This is a genomic window from Pseudomonas sp. ABa2 (genome assembly GCF_056676075.1).
In genome coordinates this window covers 2,925,881-2,942,686 of sequence record NZ_CM155239.1, presented here as the reverse complement: position 1 = coordinate 2,942,686, position 16,806 = coordinate 2,925,881, and the positions used below count along the sequence as shown (strand labels likewise).

13 protein-coding genes are annotated in these 16,806 nt (G+C 66.6%); 10 read left to right on the top strand and 3 right to left on the bottom strand.

Features of this window, described 5'->3' with window-relative positions; translation table 11 throughout:
* Positions 1 to 151 precede the first annotated feature (151 nt).
* Entirely contained in the window at positions 152 to 601 is a 450-nt protein-coding gene (locus AC1G9C_RS14225; RefSeq protein WP_397488463.1) for an acyl-CoA thioesterase, read from the top strand.
* 7 nt (positions 602 to 608) lie between these two features.
* On the opposite strand, the gene AC1G9C_RS14220 is transcribed toward AC1G9C_RS14225, so the two are convergent.
* On the bottom strand, positions 609 to 1,004 hold the full coding sequence (locus tag AC1G9C_RS14220; RefSeq protein ID WP_457787430.1) for a hypothetical protein: 396 nt from the start codon (positions 1,002 to 1,004) through the stop codon (positions 609 to 611).
* Between the two features lie 93 nt (positions 1,005 to 1,097).
* On the opposite strand from AC1G9C_RS14220, the gene AC1G9C_RS14215 reads away from it, so the two are divergent.
* Entirely contained in the window at positions 1,098 to 2,054 is a 957-nt protein-coding gene (locus AC1G9C_RS14215) for a tRNA dihydrouridine synthase (RefSeq protein ID WP_457787428.1), read from the top strand.
* Between the two features lie 202 nt (positions 2,055 to 2,256).
* A complete protein-coding gene (locus tag AC1G9C_RS14210; protein ID WP_021445401.1) occupies positions 2,257 to 2,706 on the top strand; it encodes an Hsp20 family protein in 450 nt (149 codons plus the stop codon).
* 84 nt (positions 2,707 to 2,790) lie between these two features.
* Here the strand turns inward: AC1G9C_RS14210 and AC1G9C_RS14205 are convergent, their stop codons facing one another.
* The gene (locus AC1G9C_RS14205) at positions 2,791 to 6,087 is read right to left on the bottom strand and encodes a sensor domain-containing protein (protein ID WP_480407913.1); all 3,297 of its coding nucleotides are present in this window, start codon (positions 6,085 to 6,087) and stop codon (positions 2,791 to 2,793) included.
* Between the two features lie 103 nt (positions 6,088 to 6,190).
* Positions 6,191 to 7,078 (bottom strand): LysR family transcriptional regulator, encoded by an 888-nt coding sequence (locus AC1G9C_RS14200; RefSeq protein ID WP_021445399.1) that lies wholly within the window; start codon positions 7,076 to 7,078, stop codon positions 6,191 to 6,193.
* 221 nt (positions 7,079 to 7,299) lie between these two features.
* On the opposite strand from AC1G9C_RS14200, the gene leuC reads away from it, so the two are divergent.
* From leuC to truA, 7 genes are all read left to right on the top strand, one after another.
* Positions 7,300 to 8,727 (top strand): 3-isopropylmalate dehydratase large subunit, encoded by a 1,428-nt coding sequence (gene leuC / locus AC1G9C_RS14195; protein WP_480410413.1) that lies wholly within the window; start codon positions 7,300 to 7,302, stop codon positions 8,725 to 8,727.
* A gap of 11 nt (positions 8,728 to 8,738) precedes the next feature.
* Entirely contained in the window at positions 8,739 to 9,386 is a 648-nt protein-coding gene (gene leuD / locus AC1G9C_RS14190) for a 3-isopropylmalate dehydratase small subunit (RefSeq protein ID WP_457787424.1), read from the top strand.
* A gap of 100 nt (positions 9,387 to 9,486) precedes the next feature.
* On the top strand, positions 9,487 to 10,569 hold the full coding sequence (leuB, locus tag AC1G9C_RS14185) for a 3-isopropylmalate dehydrogenase (protein WP_480407912.1): 1,083 nt from the start codon (positions 9,487 to 9,489) through the stop codon (positions 10,567 to 10,569).
* A 55-nt stretch (positions 10,570 to 10,624) separates the two neighbouring features.
* Entirely contained in the window at positions 10,625 to 11,737 is a 1,113-nt protein-coding gene (asd, locus tag AC1G9C_RS14180) for an aspartate-semialdehyde dehydrogenase (protein ID WP_021445394.1), read from the top strand.
* Positions 11,738 to 11,916: 179 nt separating this feature from the next.
* Positions 11,917 to 12,927 (top strand): aspartate-semialdehyde dehydrogenase, encoded by a 1,011-nt coding sequence (locus AC1G9C_RS14175; RefSeq protein ID WP_480407911.1) that lies wholly within the window; start codon positions 11,917 to 11,919, stop codon positions 12,925 to 12,927.
* 155 nt (positions 12,928 to 13,082) lie between these two features.
* Positions 13,083 to 15,923 (top strand): motility hub landmark protein FimV, encoded by a 2,841-nt coding sequence (locus tag AC1G9C_RS14170; protein WP_480407910.1) that lies wholly within the window; start codon positions 13,083 to 13,085, stop codon positions 15,921 to 15,923.
* 8 nt (positions 15,924 to 15,931) lie between these two features.
* Entirely contained in the window at positions 15,932 to 16,795 is an 864-nt protein-coding gene (gene truA, locus AC1G9C_RS14165) for a tRNA pseudouridine(38-40) synthase TruA (RefSeq protein WP_031303078.1), read from the top strand.
* Positions 16,796 to 16,806: the final 11 nt, after the last annotated feature.

The following is a 16,806-nucleotide window of genomic DNA, read 5'->3' as shown; positions in this document are numbered from 1 at the left end:
GGGCTTGGATGGCGTGATGGCGGGTGGCGATGCCGCTGCCCAGCGCGACAGGATTCGGGAGAGCAACGATGAAACTGTGGATGGACGAGATGCCATGTCTGGCCGCTGCCGGCGGCCCCTGCGGCCCGATCGGCGGCGCGGGGGGGCGAGCATGAACTGGGACCTGCCCACCCCCTTCGTCATCGACCTGCAGGTGGCGGCCGAGGACATCGACGGCCTCGGCCATGCCAACAATGCGGTCTACGTCAGCTGGCTGGAGCGCTGCGCCTGGCGTCATTCGCAGTTTCTCGGCCTGGATCTGGCCGAGTATCGCCGACTGGATCGCGCCATGGCGGTGCTGCGCCACGAGATCGACTACCTGGCCAGCGCCTACGAAGGCCAGCAGCTGCAGATGGCCACCTGGATCGTCGAGTCCGACCAGCGCCTGAAGATGGATCGGCGTTTCCAGCTGCTGCGCCCCGAGGATGGCGTGACCCTGCTGCGGGCCAAGACCACCTTCGTCTGCATCGAGCTGTCCAGCGGGCGGCCCAAGCGTATGCCGGCGGAGTTCGTCGAGGGCTACGGCCAGGCGCTGCTGGAGCGCTATCCGCTGGAGCTGTAGCACCGCGCTAGTTGAGCAGCGGGGCGAGGAACGCCTGGCCCGGCTCGACTATCACGGCGAACTGGCGGGTCTCGCCCGAGCCTAGCAGCACCGACTGCGCCGGTCCCGGCCCGCGCCCGGCGCAGTAGCCGGCCGGGGAAATGGCCACGGCGAGGCTCAGCTCGCCGCTGGGCAGGTCGAGGCTGGTGCGCTCGCCCGGGCCCAGTTTCGCCACCACCTGCCGATTGACGTAGAGCTCCACGTCGCAGGCATTCGGCGCGTTGTTGTCGCGGCTGAAGATCAGCCGCCCCGGGCCGTCGGGCGCCGGGTTCGGCGGTACCACCTGCACGCCCCGCGGCAGGGCGTCGGCAGCCTGGGCGAGGCTGCCGGCCAGGCACAGGGCCAGTAGCGAGTGACGCAGCATGCTGGATCTCCTTTGCGTTTCCTGCAGTGTGGACCATCTTGCGCCGCGCGCGCGGCGCCTTAAACTGTGCGCCCGTTTTCTCCGGACACTCCCATGCAAATCGCCCTGGCACCCATGGAGGGGCTGGTCGACGATATCCTGCGCGACGTGCTGACCCGTATCGGCGGCATCGACTGGTGCGTCACCGAGTTCATTCGCGTCAGCGAGCGCCTGCTGCCGGCTGCCACCTACCGCAAGCTCGCCCCCGAGCTGTTCGCCGGCGCTCGCACCCGCGCCGGCACGCCGATGCGCGTGCAGTTTCTCGGTTCCGACCCGCAGTGCCTGGCCGACAACGCGGCCTTCGCCTGTACCCTCGGCGCACCGGTGATCGACCTGAATTTCGGCTGCCCGGCCAAGACGGTGAACAAGTCGCGCGGCGGCGCGGTATTGCTTAAGGAGCCGGAGCTGCTCCACGCCATTGTCCGCGAGGTACGGCGCACGGTGCCGGCGGCCATCCCGGTGACGGCGAAGATGCGCCTGGGCTTCACCGACAAGGAGGGCGCCCTGGACTGCGCGCGCGCCCTGGCCGAGGGCGGCGCCAGCCAGATCGTGGTGCACGCGCGGACCAAGGTCGAAGGCTACAAGCCGCCGGCGCACTGGGAGTGGGTGGCGCGGGTGCAGGAGGCGGTGGCGGTGCCGGTATTCGCCAACGGCGAGGTGTGGACGCTGGACGACTGGCGGCGCTGCCGCGAGATCAGCGGGGTGGACGACATCATGTTGGGGCGCGGGCTGGTGTCGCGCCCCGGCCTGGCCCGGCAGATCGCCGCGGTACGGGCCGGCGAGCAGCCGCAGGAGATGAGCTGGGACGAGCTGCAGCCGCTGCTGCTGGACTTCTGGCTGCAGGCCCGGCGCAAGCTGGCGCCGCGCTATGCGCCTGGGCGCCTGAAGCAGTGGCTGGCCATGCTCACGCGCAGCTATCCGGAGGCGGTGGCGCTGTTCGCCGAGGTACGCCGCGAGCAGGATTGCGCGCGCATCGATCGGTTGCTCGGCGCGGCGACGGAGCCGGCCTAGGGGCACCGCGCCAGGCTGGCGAGCAGTGCGCGAAGCTCGCTGCGCATGGCGCACCCCAGGGGAGCGGCGTGGCGCCCTCGATCTGTAAACGAATTTTTCAGGCGCTTGAAAATTCTCCGGGCGACCTCAGTTAAGGGCTTGCGGGATGCCGAAGTCGGGTTCCGCACTGTGATCCCTTGCTGAATCATTCAGGAGAATTGTCATGAGCAACGTACTGTCCCTGGCCCCCCTGTTCCGCCAGTCCATCGGTTTCGACCGGTTCAACGATCTGTTCGAGTCCGCCCTGCGCAGCAACGACGGCGGCAGCTCCTACCCGCCCTACAACGTCGAGAAGCATGGCGAGGACCACTACCGTATCGTGGTCGCGGCCGCCGGTTTCCAGGATGAGGACCTCGAGCTGCAGGTCGAGCGCGGCGTATTGACCGTCAGTGGCGGCAAGCGCGAGCGCGGCGCGGAGAACGTCAGTTACCTGTATCAGGGCATCGCCCAGCGCGCGTTCAAGCTGTCCTTCCGCCTGGCCGACCATATCGAGGTCAAGGGCGCCAACCTGGTCAACGGCCTGCTCAACATCGAGCTGGAGCGCATCGTGCCGGAAGAGGCCAAGGCCAAGCGCATCCCCATCGGCAATCAGCGTCCGGCGCTGGAAAGCTGAACCGCGGCCGAGCCCCGCTGAAGAAGGCGCCCACCCGGGCGCCTTCTTCGTTTCTGCGCCATGTCGGTCGCGAGCGCTGCCGGGCTAAGGCTGTCGGGCCGGCCCTCGGCCGAGCAGGGCGCGGAAGGCTTCCTGCGGCAGCGGCTTGCTGAACAGGTAGCCCTGGTACAGGTGGCAACCCTGGCGCTGCAGGAAATCCAGTTGCTCCTGCTGCTCGACGCCCTCGGCGATCAGCGCCAGGCCCAGGCTGCGCGCCATGGCGACGATGGCGCGGATGATCTCGGCGTCGTTGGGGTCGTGGGTGGCGTCGCGGACGAACGACTGGTCGATCTTCAGCATGTCCACCGGCAGGCGCTTGAGGTAGGTCAGCGAGCTGTAGCCGGTGCCGAAGTCGTCCATGGCGAAGCTGACGCCGTGCTTCTTCAGGCGCAGCATCTTGCCCACGGTGTCGTCGATGTTCTGGATGACGATGCCTTCGGTGATCTCCAGCTTGAGCATGGCGTTGGGTAGCTGGCTGTCGCGCAGGCAGCCGGCCACGCGCTCGACGAAGTCGTGCTGACGGAACTGCCGCGGGCTGATGTTGACGCACAGGCTGAAGCGCTCGGCATCGATCAGGCCGTCGGCCAGCAGGCGGGCGCAGAGGTGGCAGGCCTCGGCCAGCACCCAGCCGCCGACTTCGAGGATCAGCCCGCTTTCCTCCAGCACCTGGATGAACTGCGCCGGCGACTGCGCGCCGAGCTGCGGGTGCTGCCAGCGCAGCAGGGCTTCGGCGCCGACCACCTGGCCGTCGCGGGCATCGACCTGCGGCTGAAAGTGCAGCTCGAACTCGCCGCGGGCCAGGGCCAGGCGCAGATCGTTCTCCAGGCGCAGACGGGCGCTGGCGGCCTCCTGCATGGTGCTGCGAAACAGCTGGATGGCGTTGCGACCGGAGTCCTTGGCGCGGTACAGGGCGATGTCGGCGCGCTTGAGCAGGTCGGCCGGGGTGTCGCCGTGATCGGGAATCAGGGCGACGCCGATGCTCGGCGTGACCTGCAGCTGATGGCCGTCCAGCAGCATCGGCTCGGCCAGCAGGCGGCGCAGCTTCTCCGCCACCTGGCGCACCTGGCGGGTGACTTCCGAGCGCTTGCCCTCCAGGCCGGAGAGCAGCACCACGAACTCGTCGCCGCCCAGGCGCGCCACGGTGTCTTCCAGGCGCACGCTGGCTTCCAGGCGCGCGGTGACCAGGCGCAGCACGGCATCGCCGACCGGGTGGCCGAGCGAGTCGTTGATGTGCTTGAAGTGGTCGAGGTCGATGAACAGCAGTGCGCCGCGCAGCTCGTGGCGCTTGAGCAGGGCGATCTGCTGGGTCAGGCGATCCATCAGCAGGGCGCGATTGGGCAGGTTGGTCAGGGCGTCGTGGTAGGCCAGATGCTGCACCTGCGCCTGCGCCAGCTTCAGTTCGCTGATGTCGCGTGCGGTCAGCAGCAGGCAGGCGACGCCGTTGAGCTCAATGGGTTGCACCGAGACCTCGACCAGGCGCACGCCGCCGTCGCGGTGCTGACCGTGCATCTCCATGTGCAGCACCTGGCCATTCTGCGCCAGGTGTTCGAGCATCTGCAGGCGTTCCTCGGGGTAGGCCCAGACGCTCAGCTCGAAGGCGGTGCGGCCGACCACCTCGTCCGGGGTGTAGCCGGTGAGGCGGGTGAAGCCCTCGTTGACCTCGATGTAGCGCGCGGTGTCGCGCTCGGTGATGGTGATGGCGTCCGGGCTGGAGTGGAAGGCCTTGGCGAATTTCTCCTCGGAGGCGCGCAGGCGCTGCTCGCGCAGCACCCGCTCGCTGATGTCGACCAGGGTGCCGACCATGCGCAGCGGCTGGCCGCCTGCGTCGCGGTGCAATTTGGCAGTGCTTTCCAGGTAGTGCAGCGCGCCGTTGGGGTGGCGCACCCGGTAGGTCACCTGATAATTGGCGCTGCGCCCCTCGCGCAGGGCGACGTAGGCCAGACGCATGGCCTGGCGGTCTTCCAGCGGCACGCAGCGGAAGAACTCGCGAAAGTCGTCGTCGAAGGGGCAGGCGTCGAGGCCGTGCAGGGCGGCGGCGCGGGCGCTGCCGAACAGGCGGTTGCTGGGGATGTGCCAGTCCCAGGTACCCAGGTCGGCCGACTCCAGCGCCAGCTTGAGGCGCTCCTGGCTTTCCTGCAGGGCCAGCTCCTGGGCGCGCTGGGCGGTGATGTTGCGCACCGTCAGCACCAGACAGCGCTGGCCGTCGAGCTCGATCTCGCCGCCGAACAGCAGGTTGATGCTGGCGCTGCCGTCGCGGCTGAACAGACGCACTTCGAGGTTGTTCAGGCGCCCGGCCTGCAGGGCGTCGAGCATGCGCTGGCGGTCACCGGGGTCGGCCCAGATGCCCAGCTCCAGCGAGGTGCGGCCGAGCGCCTCGGCGCTGCTCCAGCCGAACTGCTGCTCGAAGCTGGGGTTGACCTCGATAAAGCGGCCAGTCGCCCGATCGGTAATCGCCACGGCGTCGGGGGTGTGCATGAAGGCCTTGGCGAACTTTTCCTCGCTGTTGCGCAGGGCGGTTTCGGCGCGCATGCGTTCGCTGGTGTCGAGGAAGGTGCAGAGCAGCAAGCGTTCGCCCTGCAGCTCGATGTACTGACTCGACAGCACGCCGTCGAGGATGCGCCCGGCGCGGGTGCGCAGCTGCACTTCCTGGATCAGCGGCTCGCGGCTCAGCGGCGCCTGCCGGCGCAGGTAATCGCGCTGCTCGGCATGCACCCAGAGGTCGAGGTCGAGGGTGCTGCGGCCGAGAATCTCCGCGGCGGGCCAGCCAAAGGCGTGGGTGAAGTGCTGGTTGGTCTCGAGGATCTCGCTGGTGTCATAGCGCACCAGCAGCATGATGTCCGGGCTGAGGCGGAACAGGCTGGCGAAGCGTTCTTCCGAGGCACGCAGGGCCTCGGCGCGCGCCTGTTGCGAGCTGATGTCGCGGATCACGCCGAACATGCGCCGGCGGCCGTCGGCATCGCGCGACAGGCTGCCGCTGATCTCCAGCCAGTGCAGGCTGCCGTCCGGCCAGCGGATGCGGTGGCGCAGGGCGCGGCCCTCGTCGTTGCCGGCGAGGATGGCGTGGAATTGCTGCAGCACCGCGCCGCGTTCTTCCTCCGGAATCAGCTCGATGTAGTCGACGCTGCGGGTCAGCGGGCGGGCGGGGTCGAGGCCGAACAGCGCCTGGGCGCCGCGCGACCAGTTGACCCGGCCGCTGTCGATATCCCAGAACCAGGCCCCCAGCTGCGCGCCGTTCAGCGCCGCCAGCAGGCGTGGGGCGTCCTGCCAGGTCTGTTCGAATTCGGCGGGATCCATCGCCGGGATATGCGGTAGGGGCGGGGTCTGGTCAGTGGATCTGGCCATGGCCGGGCCATCCTCCAGTGGGCGCGATGCGCGTGACGGACGTTCGGGTCATGCGTGTGCCTTTTTTATCGTTATGCCGCCACGTTAGCCGCAGCTTGGCCAGCTATGCAAGGCTGTGGCTGTCGCGCTGGGCGTCGAGCAGGGCCATGAAGGCTTTCGCAGCGTTCGACAGGGTGCGCTCGGTGTGCAGGATGTAGCCGAGCTGGCGCGACAGCTGGATGCCCGGCAGGGCCAGCGGCACCACCTGGTCGTCGAGCATGGTGCGCGGCAACACGCTCCAGGCCAGGCCGATGGAGACCATCATCTTGATGGTCTCCAGGTAGTTGGTGCTCATGGCGATGTTCGGTGTCAGGCCCTGGGCCTCGAACAGGCGCTGCACGATATGGTGGGTGAAGGTGTTGCCGCCGGGGAACACCGCCGGGTGCCGCGCCACGTCGGGCAGGCCGATGGCGGCGCTGCGCGCCAGCGGGTGTTCGGGGGCAGCGACGAAATCCAGCGGATCGTTCCACACCGGCACCGCGCGCACCGGTTCGCGGGTTTCCGGGGCCAGGGTGATCACCGCCAGTTCGGCGCGGCCGTGGAGGATCTCCTCGTAGGCCACTTCGGAGTCGAGGAACTGGATATCCAGCGCCACCTGCGGATGGGCACGGGTGAAGGCGCGCAACAGGGCGGGGAGGCGGTGCAGGCCGATATGGTGGCTGGTGGCCAGGGTCAGGCGGCCGCTGACCTCGCCGGCCAGGTTGGTCAGCGCGCGGCGGGTGTCGTCCAGCACGTTGAGGATCTGGTAGGCGCGCGGCAGCAGGGCGCGTCCTGCCTCGGTCAGGCCGATCTCGCGGCCGAGGCGGTCGAACAGGCGTACGCCAAGCTGTTGCTCGAGGCCGGCAATGCGTTTGCTCACCGCCGGCTGGGTCAGGTGCAGGCGCTCGCCGGCTTCGGAAAAACTGCCGGTTTCGGCGATGGCGAGAAAGGCGTTGAGGTTGGCCAGATCCATAGAAACAGCTCCAAAGGGTGGGCCACGAGCCGCAAGCCGAGCCGCTGGGTCTTGGCTGGCGGCCTGTCGCTTGAAGCTTGCGGCTTTTGGGGATTCCTTTGTGGAATCCTTGGGATAAAAAATATGAATTTGAGTTATTCGTCCCGGGATCATAGCATTCTCCCCATAAGCCGCAGGGCCATTTGCCCGGGCATAGAAAGACGCTGATGAGGGACTCGCTGATGGCCGGCAAAACGCTCTACGACAAGCTTTGGGAAATGCACGAGGTCAAGCGCCGCGACGACGGCTCGTCCTTGATCTACATCGATCGCCACATTCTCCACGAAGTGACCTCGCCACAGGCCTTCGAGGGTCTGCGCCTGGCCGGGCGCAAGCCGTGGCGCATCGACGCCAACATCGCCACCCCGGACCACAACGTGCCCACCACCCAGGCCGAGCGCCGGGGCGGCCTCGAGGCCATCGCCGACGAAGTCTCGCGCATCCAGGTGCAGACCCTGGACGAGAACTGCGACGACTTCGGCATCCTCGAGTTCAAGATGAACGACGTGCGCCAGGGCATCGTCCACGTGGTCGGCCCGGAGCAGGGCGCCACCTTGCCGGGCATGACCGTGGTCTGCGGCGATTCGCACACCTCCACCCATGGCGCCTTTGGCGCGCTGGCCCACGGCATCGGCACCTCCGAGGTCGAGCACGTGCTCGCCACCCAGTGCCTGGTGGCCAAGAAGATGAAGAACATGCAGGTGCGCGTCGAAGGCAAATTGCCGTTCGGCGTCACCGCCAAGGACATCGTCCTCGCCGTGATCGGCAAGATCGGCACCGCCGGCGGCAACGGTCACGCTCTTGAATTCGCCGGCAGCGCGATCCGCGACCTGTCCCTGGAAGGGCGCATGACCATCTGCAACATGTCCATCGAAGCCGGTGCCCGCGTCGGCCTGGTGGCGGTGGACGAGAAGACCATCGCTTACGTCGAGGGTCGCCCGTTCGCGCCCAAGGGCGCCGACTGGGACAAGGCCGTGGCGCAGTGGCGGACCCTGGTCTCCGATGCCGACGCGGTGTTCGATACCCTGGTCGAGCTGCGCGCGGAAGAGATCAAGCCGCAGGTATCCTGGGGCACCTCGCCGGAAATGGTCCTGGCCGTCGACCAGAAGGTGCCGGATCCGGCCGTCGAGAGCGACCCGGTGAAGAAGGACTCGATCACCCGCGCCCTGAAATATATGGGCCTGACCGCAAACCAGGCGATCACCGATATCCAGCTCGATCGTGTGTTCATCGGCTCCTGCACCAACTCGCGCATCGAAGACCTGCGTGCCGCCGCCGAGGTGGCCAAGGGCCGCAAGGTCGCCGCCACCGTCAAGCAGGCGCTGGTGGTGCCGGGCTCCGGCCTGGTCAAGGCACAGGCCGAGGCCGAGGGGCTGGACAAGATCTTTATCGAGGCCGGTTTCGAATGGCGCGAGCCGGGCTGCTCCATGTGCCTGGCGATGAATCCGGACAAGCTGGGCAGCGGCGAGCATTGCGCGTCCACCTCCAACCGCAACTTCGAGGGCCGCCAGGGCGCCGGTGGGCGTACCCACTTGGTCAGCCCGGCCATGGCCGCCGCTGCGGCGGTAACCGGCCGCTTTATCGACGTGCGCGAATTGATCCAGGCCTGAGGAATAGAGAGATGAAAGCCTTTACCCAACACACCGGCCTGGTCGCTCCTTTGGATCGTGCCAACGTCGATACCGACCAGATCATTCCCAAGCAGTTCTTGAAGTCGATCAAGCGCACCGGCTTCGGCCCCAACCTGTTCGACGAGTGGCGCTACCTGGATGTCGGCCAGCCGAACCAGGACAACTCCAAGCGTCCGATCAACAAGGATTTCGTGCTCAATTTTCCGCGCTACCAGGGCGCCAGCGTGCTGCTGGCCCGCGAGAACTTCGGTTGCGGCTCGAGCCGCGAGCACGCGCCTTGGGCGCTGGAGGAATACGGTTTCCGCGCGATCATTGCGCCGAGCTTCGCCGATATCTTCTTCAACAACAGCTTCAAGAACGGCCTGCTGCCGATCATCCTCAAGGAGGATGAGGTCGATGCGCTGTTCCAGCAGTGCGAAGCCAGCGAGGGCTACCAGCTGACCGTCGACCTGGCGGCGCAGACCGTGACCCGCCCCGATGGCGTGCAGTACGCCTTCGAAGTCGATGCCTTCCGCAAGCACTGCCTGCTCAACGGCCTGGACGACATCGGCCTGACCCTGCAGGATCAGGAGGCGATCAGGGCCTTCGAAGCCAAACACCAGCAGAACAGCCCCTGGCTGTTCGGCGCGATCAAGTAATACATGAAGGTAGGGTGGACGGCGCTTTATCCATCCATCGGGCTGGGTTTCGGTGGATGAGAACAGCGTCATCCACCCTACGGATTGATTGAGGAATGCAATGAGCAAGCAGATTCTGGTTCTCCCCGGCGACGGTATCGGCCCGGAAATCATGGCCGAAGCGGTCAAGGTGCTGAACCTGGCCAATGACAAGTACGCCCTGGGTTTCGAGCTGAGCTTCGATGACCTGGGCGGCGCCGCCATCGACCGTTACGGCGTGCCGCTGGCCGACGAGACCCTGGTGCGCGCCAAGGCCGCCGATGCCGTGCTGCTCGGTGCCGTTGGCGGGCCAAAGTGGGACACCATCGATCCGGCCATCCGTCCGGAGCGCGGCCTGCTGAAGATCCGTTCGCAGCTGGGCCTGTTCGGCAACCTGCGTCCGGCCATCCTCTATCCGCAACTGGCCGAGGCTTCCAGCCTCAAGCCTGAGGTTGTGGCAGGGTTGGATATCCTTATCGTGCGTGAGCTGACCGGCGGCATCTACTTCGGCCAGCCGCGCGAGAGCAAGGTGCTGGAAAACGGCGAGCGCATGGCTTACGACACCCTGCCGTACAGCGAGAGCGAGATCCGCCGCATTGCCAAGGTCGGTTTCGACATGGCCATGGTGCGTAACAAGAAGCTGTGCTCGGTGGACAAGGCCAACGTGCTGGCCTCCAGCCAGCTGTGGCGTGCGGTGGTCGAGGAAGTGGCCAAGGACTATCCGGACGTCGAGCTGAGCCACATGTACGTCGACAACGCCGCCATGCAGCTGGTGCGCGCGCCCAAGCAGTTCGACGTGATGGTCACCGACAACATGTTTGGTGACATTTTGTCCGATGAGGCTTCGATGCTCACCGGCTCCATCGGCATGCTGCCGTCGGCATCCCTGGATGCCAACAACAAGGGCATGTACGAGCCGTGCCACGGCTCCGCGCCGGACATCGCCGGCAAGGGCATCGCCAACCCGCTGGCCACCATTCTCTCGGTGTCCATGATGCTGCGTTACAGCTTCGGCCAGGCCGCTGCCGCCGACGCCATCGAAAAAGCCGTGAGCCTGGTGCTGGATCAGGGCCTGCGTACCGGCGACATTTGGTCCGAAGGCAAGACCCGCGTCGGCACCTCGGCCATGGGTGATGCGGTAGTCGAAGCGCTGCGTAGTCTGTAATCTTCCAGTCCCGCCGGGGTGGTTCCGGCGGGCTGCTTATATAGGTGTAGTCGTTATGAAACGTGTAGGTCTGATCGGTTGGCGTGGCATGGTCGGTTCCGTGCTTATGCAGCGCATGCTGGAAGAGCGGGACTTCGACCTGATCGAGCCGGTGTTCTTCACCACCTCCAATGTCGGCGGCCAGGGCCCGGCCATTGGCAAGGACATTGCCCCGCTGAAGGACGCCTACAGCATCGACGACCTGAAAGGCCTGGACGTGATCCTGACCTGCCAGGGCGGCGACTACACCAACGAAGTCTTCCCCAAGCTGCGCGAAGCCGGCTGGCAGGGTTACTGGATCGACGCGGCTTCCAGCCTGCGGATGGACGACAGCGCGGTGATCGTGCTCGATCCGGTCAACCGCAAGGTGATCGACCAGGCGCTGGACGCCGGCAGCAAGAACTATATTGGCGGCAACTGCACCGTCAGCCTGATGCTGATGGCCCTGGGTGGCCTGTATGAGGCCGGCCTGGTCGAGTGGATGAGCGCCATGACCTACCAGGCTGCTTCCGGTGCCGGCGCGCAGAACATGCGCGAGCTGATCAAGCAGATGGGCGCGATCAACGGCGCCGTCGCCGATGAGCTGGCCGATCCGGCCAGCGCTATCCTCGACATCGACCGCAAGGTGGCCGAGGCCATGCGCGGCGAAGCCTTCCCGGTGGACAACTTCGGCGTGCCGCTGGCCGGCAGCCTGATCCCCTACATCGACAAGGAGCTGCCCAACGGTCAGAGCCGCGAAGAGTGGAAGGCCCAGGCCGAGACCAACAAGATCCTCGGCCGCTTCAAGAACCCGATCCCGGTCGATGGCATCTGCGTGCGCATCGGCGCCATGCGCTGCCACAGCCAGGCGCTGACCATCAAGCTGAACAAGGATGTGCCGATGGGCGATATCGAAGGCCTGATCAGCCAGCACAATCCCTGGGTCAAGCTGGTGCCGAACAGCCGCGAAGCCAGCATTCGCGACCTCGGCCCGACTGCTGTCACCGGTACCCTGAGCGTGCCGGTCGGTCGTCTGCGCAAGCTCAATATGGGCTCGCAGTACCTGGGCGCCTTCACTGTCGGCGACCAACTGCTGTGGGGCGCGGCCGAGCCGCTGCGGCGCATGCTGCGCATCCTGCTGGAGCGCTAAATCCGCGCTGGCTGCAAGCCGCAAGTAACAGCCTGAAAAGCCCGCTGCCTCGGCAGCGGGGCTTTTTGCTTCTGGTGCATCTTGGGGGACACATGTCTGTGCGCCGGCGGGTCCGGCCGATTGCCTGGGCGAGAGGGCGCGGTTACAGTGCGGCTCCTCCCGCGTCACAGGTCCATCCCATGAGTCAGTCCTTCAATATCGCCCTGGTCGGCGCCACCGGTAGCATCGGCGAGGCGCTGGTCGAACTGCTCGAAGAGCGCGATTTTCCGGTCAAGGAACTGCATCTGCTGGCCAGCAGCGAGTCGGCCGGGCAGAGCCTGTCCTTTCGTGGGCGCCAGGTGCGGGTCAGGTCGCTCGATGCCTTCGATTTCGCCCAGGTGCAGCTGTCCTTCTTCGCCGCCGGCGCCGATGTCACGCGGGCCCAGCATGAGCGGGTGCTGGCCGCGGGCTGCTCGCTGATCGACCTGAGCGCCGCCTTGCCGCTGAGTCAGGCGCCTTGCGTGCTACCTGAAGCCGGACTGGACAGCTTGCCGGCGCGGCATGCCCCCTGGCTGCTCAGTTCACCGACGCCTTGCGCGGTGGCGACCGCGCTGGTGCTGACGGCGTTGCGCCCGCTGCTGCAGCCGCGCCAGGTGCAGCTGACCGCCATGCTGGCGGCGTCCACCCTCGGTCGCAGCGGAGTGCAGGAGTTGGCGCGGCAGACCGCCGAATTGCTCAATGGTCGTCCGCTGGAACCCAAGGGCCTGGACCGGCAGGTCGCGTTCAACCTGCTGGCACAGGTCGGGGCGCTGGACGAGCAGGGCCATGCCGAACTGGAGAAGCGTCTGGCGAGTGAGCTGCAGCAGTTGCTCGGCGTGCCGGATCTGCCGGTATCGGCGACCTGCGCCCTGGCGCCGGTATTCTTCGGCGACAGCCTGGCGCTCGGCGTGCAGGTCGATGGCGAGGTGGATGTGGCTGCCGTGTCGCGCTTGCTGGAAGCCGCGCCGGGGATCGAGCTGGTGGAGGCGGGCGACTATCCGACGGCGGTGGGCGATGCGGTTGGCCAGGATCAGGTCTATGTCGGGCGCGTGCGTAGTGGCGTCAGCGATCCGCGCCAACTCAATTTGTGGATTGCGTCTGATAATGTAAGAAAAGGCGCTGCCCTGAATGCTGTGCAAATAGCCGAGTTGTTGATAAAACACTATCTGTAAAAGATACTTACCTAGAAATTTGAAGAATCTTTCTAGCTTGGCAATACTGGCTGAGTTGATTGCTGAATGGGGAGCCGCTCCTGGGGCGGATGCAGGCAGCAGTTATCAAGACCCTCTCGCATGCCGAGAAAAAAGATAAAACAAGGGATAACGCTATGGTTCGGGTTCGCAAACTAGTGCTGGCAATTGCAGCGGCTTCTGCCCTGTCTTCCGGTATGGCGCATGCGCTGGGGTTGGGTGAAGTTACCCTGCAGTCCTCGCTGAATCAGCCGCTGGTAGCGGAAATTGAATTGCTGGAGGTGCGCGATCTGGCCTCCAACGAGGTGATTCCCAACCTGGCGTCCCCCGAAGAGTTCGTCAAGGCCGGCGTCGATCGCCAATACTTTCTCACCGACCTGAAATTCACCCCGGTACTCAAGCCCAATGGCAAGAGTGTGATTCGCGTCACTTCGAGCAAAGCGGTACGCGAACCTTATCTGAACTTCCTGGTGGAAGTGCTCTGGCCGAATGGTCGGTTACTGCGCGAATACACCCTGCTGCTCGATCCGCCGCTGTACTCCCCGCAAACCGCGGTGGCCGCCGCGCCGCAACTGCCGATCGCCGCGCCGGCACCAGCGCCGCGTCCCGCCGTTGCGCCGGCGCCCGTCAGTGCCGCGCCGGCACCGGCTCCGCGTCCGGCTGCACCGGCACCGGCCTCGCGGGCCATCTCCGGCAACGAATACAAGACCACCGCCAACGACACCCTGTGGGAAATCGCCCAGCGCGTGGGCGGCGGCTCGGTCAACCAGACCATGCTGGCCATCCAGGATCTCAACCCGGATGCCTTTATCGGCGGCAACATCAACCGCATGAAGAGCGGCCAGGTACTGCGCCTGCCCGATGAGCAGCAGATCCGCAGCCGCAGCAATGCCGAGGCCGTGGCCCAGGTCGCCGAACAGAACGCCGCCTGGCGCGAAGGGCGCGCCGTCGCCTCGCGTCAGCTGGATGCCACCCGCCGCACTACTGCCGGCGCAGCGCCAGCGACCGCACAAAGCGGCGACAGCCTGAAACTGGTGGCGGCCGAGGCCGGCAAGGCCACCAGCGGCAGCGACAGCGGTTCGGTCGACAGCAAGGCGCTGACCGACAAGCTGGCCGTGACCCAGGAGAGCCTCGACTCGACTCGTCGCGAGAACGCCGAACTGCAAAGCCGCGTCGGCGATCTGCAGAGCCAGCTGGACAAGCTGCAGCGTCTGATCGAACTCAAGGACAGCCAGTTGGCCAAGCTGCAGGCCGATATGGCGGCGGGTGCTGCCGCACCGGCAGCGCCGGTCGCAGCGGAGGAGGCGGCCAAGCCGGCTGCCGAACCGGCGCCGCCGACCACGGAGGCGGCGACCACGCCTGTGTCGCCGCCCGAAGGGGCGGCCCCCGACTACAACTACAGCGAGGAGCCGGCTGCGCCTGTCGAAGACAGCGCCGCCGCGGCACCCGAACAGCCGGCCAGTGAGCCGGCTGCTGTCGTTGCACCACCTGCTCCGGCCAAGGCGGTCGAACCGGCTGAGCCGGCCAAGCCGGAAGCGGCCAAGCCTGCCGCTCCTGCACCGACTCCGGCGCCGGCCCCGCAAAGCTTTATCGACGACCTGCTGGCCAACCCCATGACCCTGGGCCTGGCCGGTGGTGGCGCATTGCTGCTGCTGCTGGTCGGTCTGATGGCGCTGTCGCGGCGCAATGCCATGAAGGAAGCCGAGCTGCACGAAGAGCTGGCCGACGAAATGGCACAGGACGGCAGTTTCGCCGTCGACCTCGACATGCCGGAAGACAGCTTCGCCGGTCTCGGCGACGAGGCCAAGCCGGCTGTGCCGGCCGCAGCCGGCGAAGAGCGGGTGACCGCGCAAACCGGCGATGCCCTGGGCGAAGCCGATATCTATATCGCCTACGGCCGTTTCAACCAGGCCGCCGAGTTGCTGCAGAACGCCATCAACGACGAGCCGCAGCGTAGCGACCTGCGTCTGAAGCTGATGGAAGTCTATGCCGAGCTGGGCGACCGCGAAGGCTTCGCCCGTCAGGACAACGAACTGCGCGAGATCGGCGGCGTCAATGCCGAGGCCGAGCAGCTGAAAGCCAAGTACCCGGCCATAGCCGCCTTCGTCGGCGCCAGCAGCGTTGCCGCGGCGAGCGCCGCTGACGACCTGGGCGACTTCAGCCTCGACGACCTGAGCCTGGACGAGCCGAGCAGCGAAGCGCCGGTTGCCGCCGGCGGCGACCTGGACGATGCCTTCGATCTGAGCCTGGACGAACTGGAGGCGGACTTGGATCGCGACATGCAGGCCGCGCAGGGTGACGCTGGCAGCCTGTCGCTGGATGACGACCTGGACTTCGGTCTGGTCGACGAGCCGGCGACGGCAGCGGCCAGTGACGATCTGGATTTCGACCTGGCCCTGGGCGACGACAAGGTCGAGCTGTCGCAGCCTGGCGACGACCTCGGCGAGTTCAGCCTGGATCTGGACGAGTCCGCCCCGGCGACTGCCGACGAGGCCGACGATTTCCTCCTCAGCCTCGACGAAGACAGCGTGCCGGCAGCTGCCGAGCCCGCCGACGAGCTGGCCGATCTGAGCCTGGATCTGCCGGAAGAAAGCGCCGCCGCCGATCTCGAACTGCCGGCGGATTTCGATCTGTCCCTCGGCGAGGAGCTGCAGGCGCAGCCCGAGGTCGAGGCCGACAGCTTCGCCGCGCAACTGGATGAGGTGACCGCCGAGCTGGATCAGTTGGCCGGTAGCCTGGAACAGCCGGAAGAGGAGCTGCTGCAGCCGGTCGACAGCCTGGCCGGCGAGCTGGATGGCGACGACGACTTCGATTTCCTCTCCGGCACCGATGAAACCGCGACCAAGCTGGATCTGGCGCGCGCCTATATCGACATGGGCGACACCGAAGGCGCTCGCGACATCCTCGACGAAGTGGTCGCCGAGGGCAGCGAGACCCAGCAACAGGAAGCCCGTGAGATGATTGCCAAGCTGGTTTGATGGATTACATGTCTGACGCAGTACCTGCCGCGGCCGCCGAAATGGCGGCCGCTGGCTTTTCCAGAATCGCCCTCGGTCTCGAGTACAAGGGCACGCGCTATCGCGGTTTCCAGCGCCAGAGCGGCAAGGTGGCATCGATCCAGGGCAGCCTGGAACAGGCGCTGTCCAAGGTTGCCGGCGGCGAACCGGTGAGCATCCTCTGCGCCGGACGCACCGATGCCTCGGTGCACGCCAGCGGCCAGGTGGTGCATTTCGACACGGCCGTCGAGCGCCCGCTGCACGCCTGGATCATGGGCGCCAATATGAACCTGCCCAAGGACATCAGCGTGACCTGGGCGCAGGTGATGCCGGCGCATTTTCATGCGCGCTTTTCGGCCATGGCGCGGCGCTACCGCTACGTGATCTACAACGACCCGATTCGCCCGGCGCATATGGCCGAGGAAGTCACCTGGAACCATCGGCCGCTGGATGTCCGGCGCATGCAGGAGGCCGCCCGGGTGCTGGTCGGCACTCACGATTTCAGCGCTTTCCGCGCCACCCAGTGTCAGGCCAAGTCGCCGATCAAGACGGTGCATCACCTGCAGGTGATCGAGCACGGCCGCTTCATCGTTCTCGATATCCGCGCCAACGCGTTCCTTCATCACATGGTGCGCAACATCGCCGGTGTGCTGATGGCCATCGGCGCAGGCGAGCGGCCGGTGGAGTGGGCGCGCGAGGTACTGGAACGCGGCGAGCGTCGCACCGGGGGGGTGACCGCGCATCCCTACGGCCTGTATCTGGTGCAGGTGGAGTATCCGGACGAGTTCCAGTTGCCGCAGCGTTACCTCGGCCCGCATTTCCTTTCCGCCCTGGCGGACGTGCGGCAGGTCTAGGCCTTTGCTAC

Excerpts from the sequence above, each read along its gene's own strand:
- leuB (WP_480407912.1), top strand. The coding sequence starts at position 9,487 with ATGAGCAAGCAGATTCTGGTTCTCCCCGGCGACGGTATCGGCCCGGAA.
- AC1G9C_RS14170 (WP_480407910.1), top strand. The coding sequence starts at position 13,083 with ATGGTTCGGGTTCGCAAACTAGTGCTGGCAATTGCAGCGGCTTCTGCC.
- AC1G9C_RS14225 (WP_397488463.1), top strand. The coding sequence starts at position 152 with ATGAACTGGGACCTGCCCACCCCCTTCGTCATCGACCTGCAGGTGGCG.
- AC1G9C_RS14210 (WP_021445401.1), top strand. The coding sequence starts at position 2,257 with ATGAGCAACGTACTGTCCCTGGCCCCCCTGTTCCGCCAGTCCATCGGT.
- AC1G9C_RS14200 (WP_021445399.1), bottom strand. The coding sequence starts at position 7,078 with ATGGATCTGGCCAACCTCAACGCCTTTCTCGCCATCGCCGAAACCGGC.
- AC1G9C_RS14175 (WP_480407911.1), top strand. The coding sequence starts at position 11,917 with ATGAGTCAGTCCTTCAATATCGCCCTGGTCGGCGCCACCGGTAGCATC.
- AC1G9C_RS14205 (WP_480407913.1), bottom strand. The coding sequence starts at position 6,087 with ATGGCCAGATCCACTGACCAGACCCCGCCCCTACCGCATATCCCGGCG.
- leuC (WP_480410413.1), top strand. The coding sequence starts at position 7,300 with ATGGCCGGCAAAACGCTCTACGACAAGCTTTGGGAAATGCACGAGGTC.
- AC1G9C_RS14215 (WP_457787428.1), top strand. The coding sequence starts at position 1,098 with ATGCAAATCGCCCTGGCACCCATGGAGGGGCTGGTCGACGATATCCTG.
- asd (WP_021445394.1), top strand. The coding sequence starts at position 10,625 with ATGAAACGTGTAGGTCTGATCGGTTGGCGTGGCATGGTCGGTTCCGTG.
- truA (WP_031303078.1), top strand. The coding sequence starts at position 15,932 with ATGTCTGACGCAGTACCTGCCGCGGCCGCCGAAATGGCGGCCGCTGGC.
- leuD (WP_457787424.1), top strand. The coding sequence starts at position 8,739 with ATGAAAGCCTTTACCCAACACACCGGCCTGGTCGCTCCTTTGGATCGT.
- AC1G9C_RS14220 (WP_457787430.1), bottom strand. The coding sequence starts at position 1,004 with ATGCTGCGTCACTCGCTACTGGCCCTGTGCCTGGCCGGCAGCCTCGCC.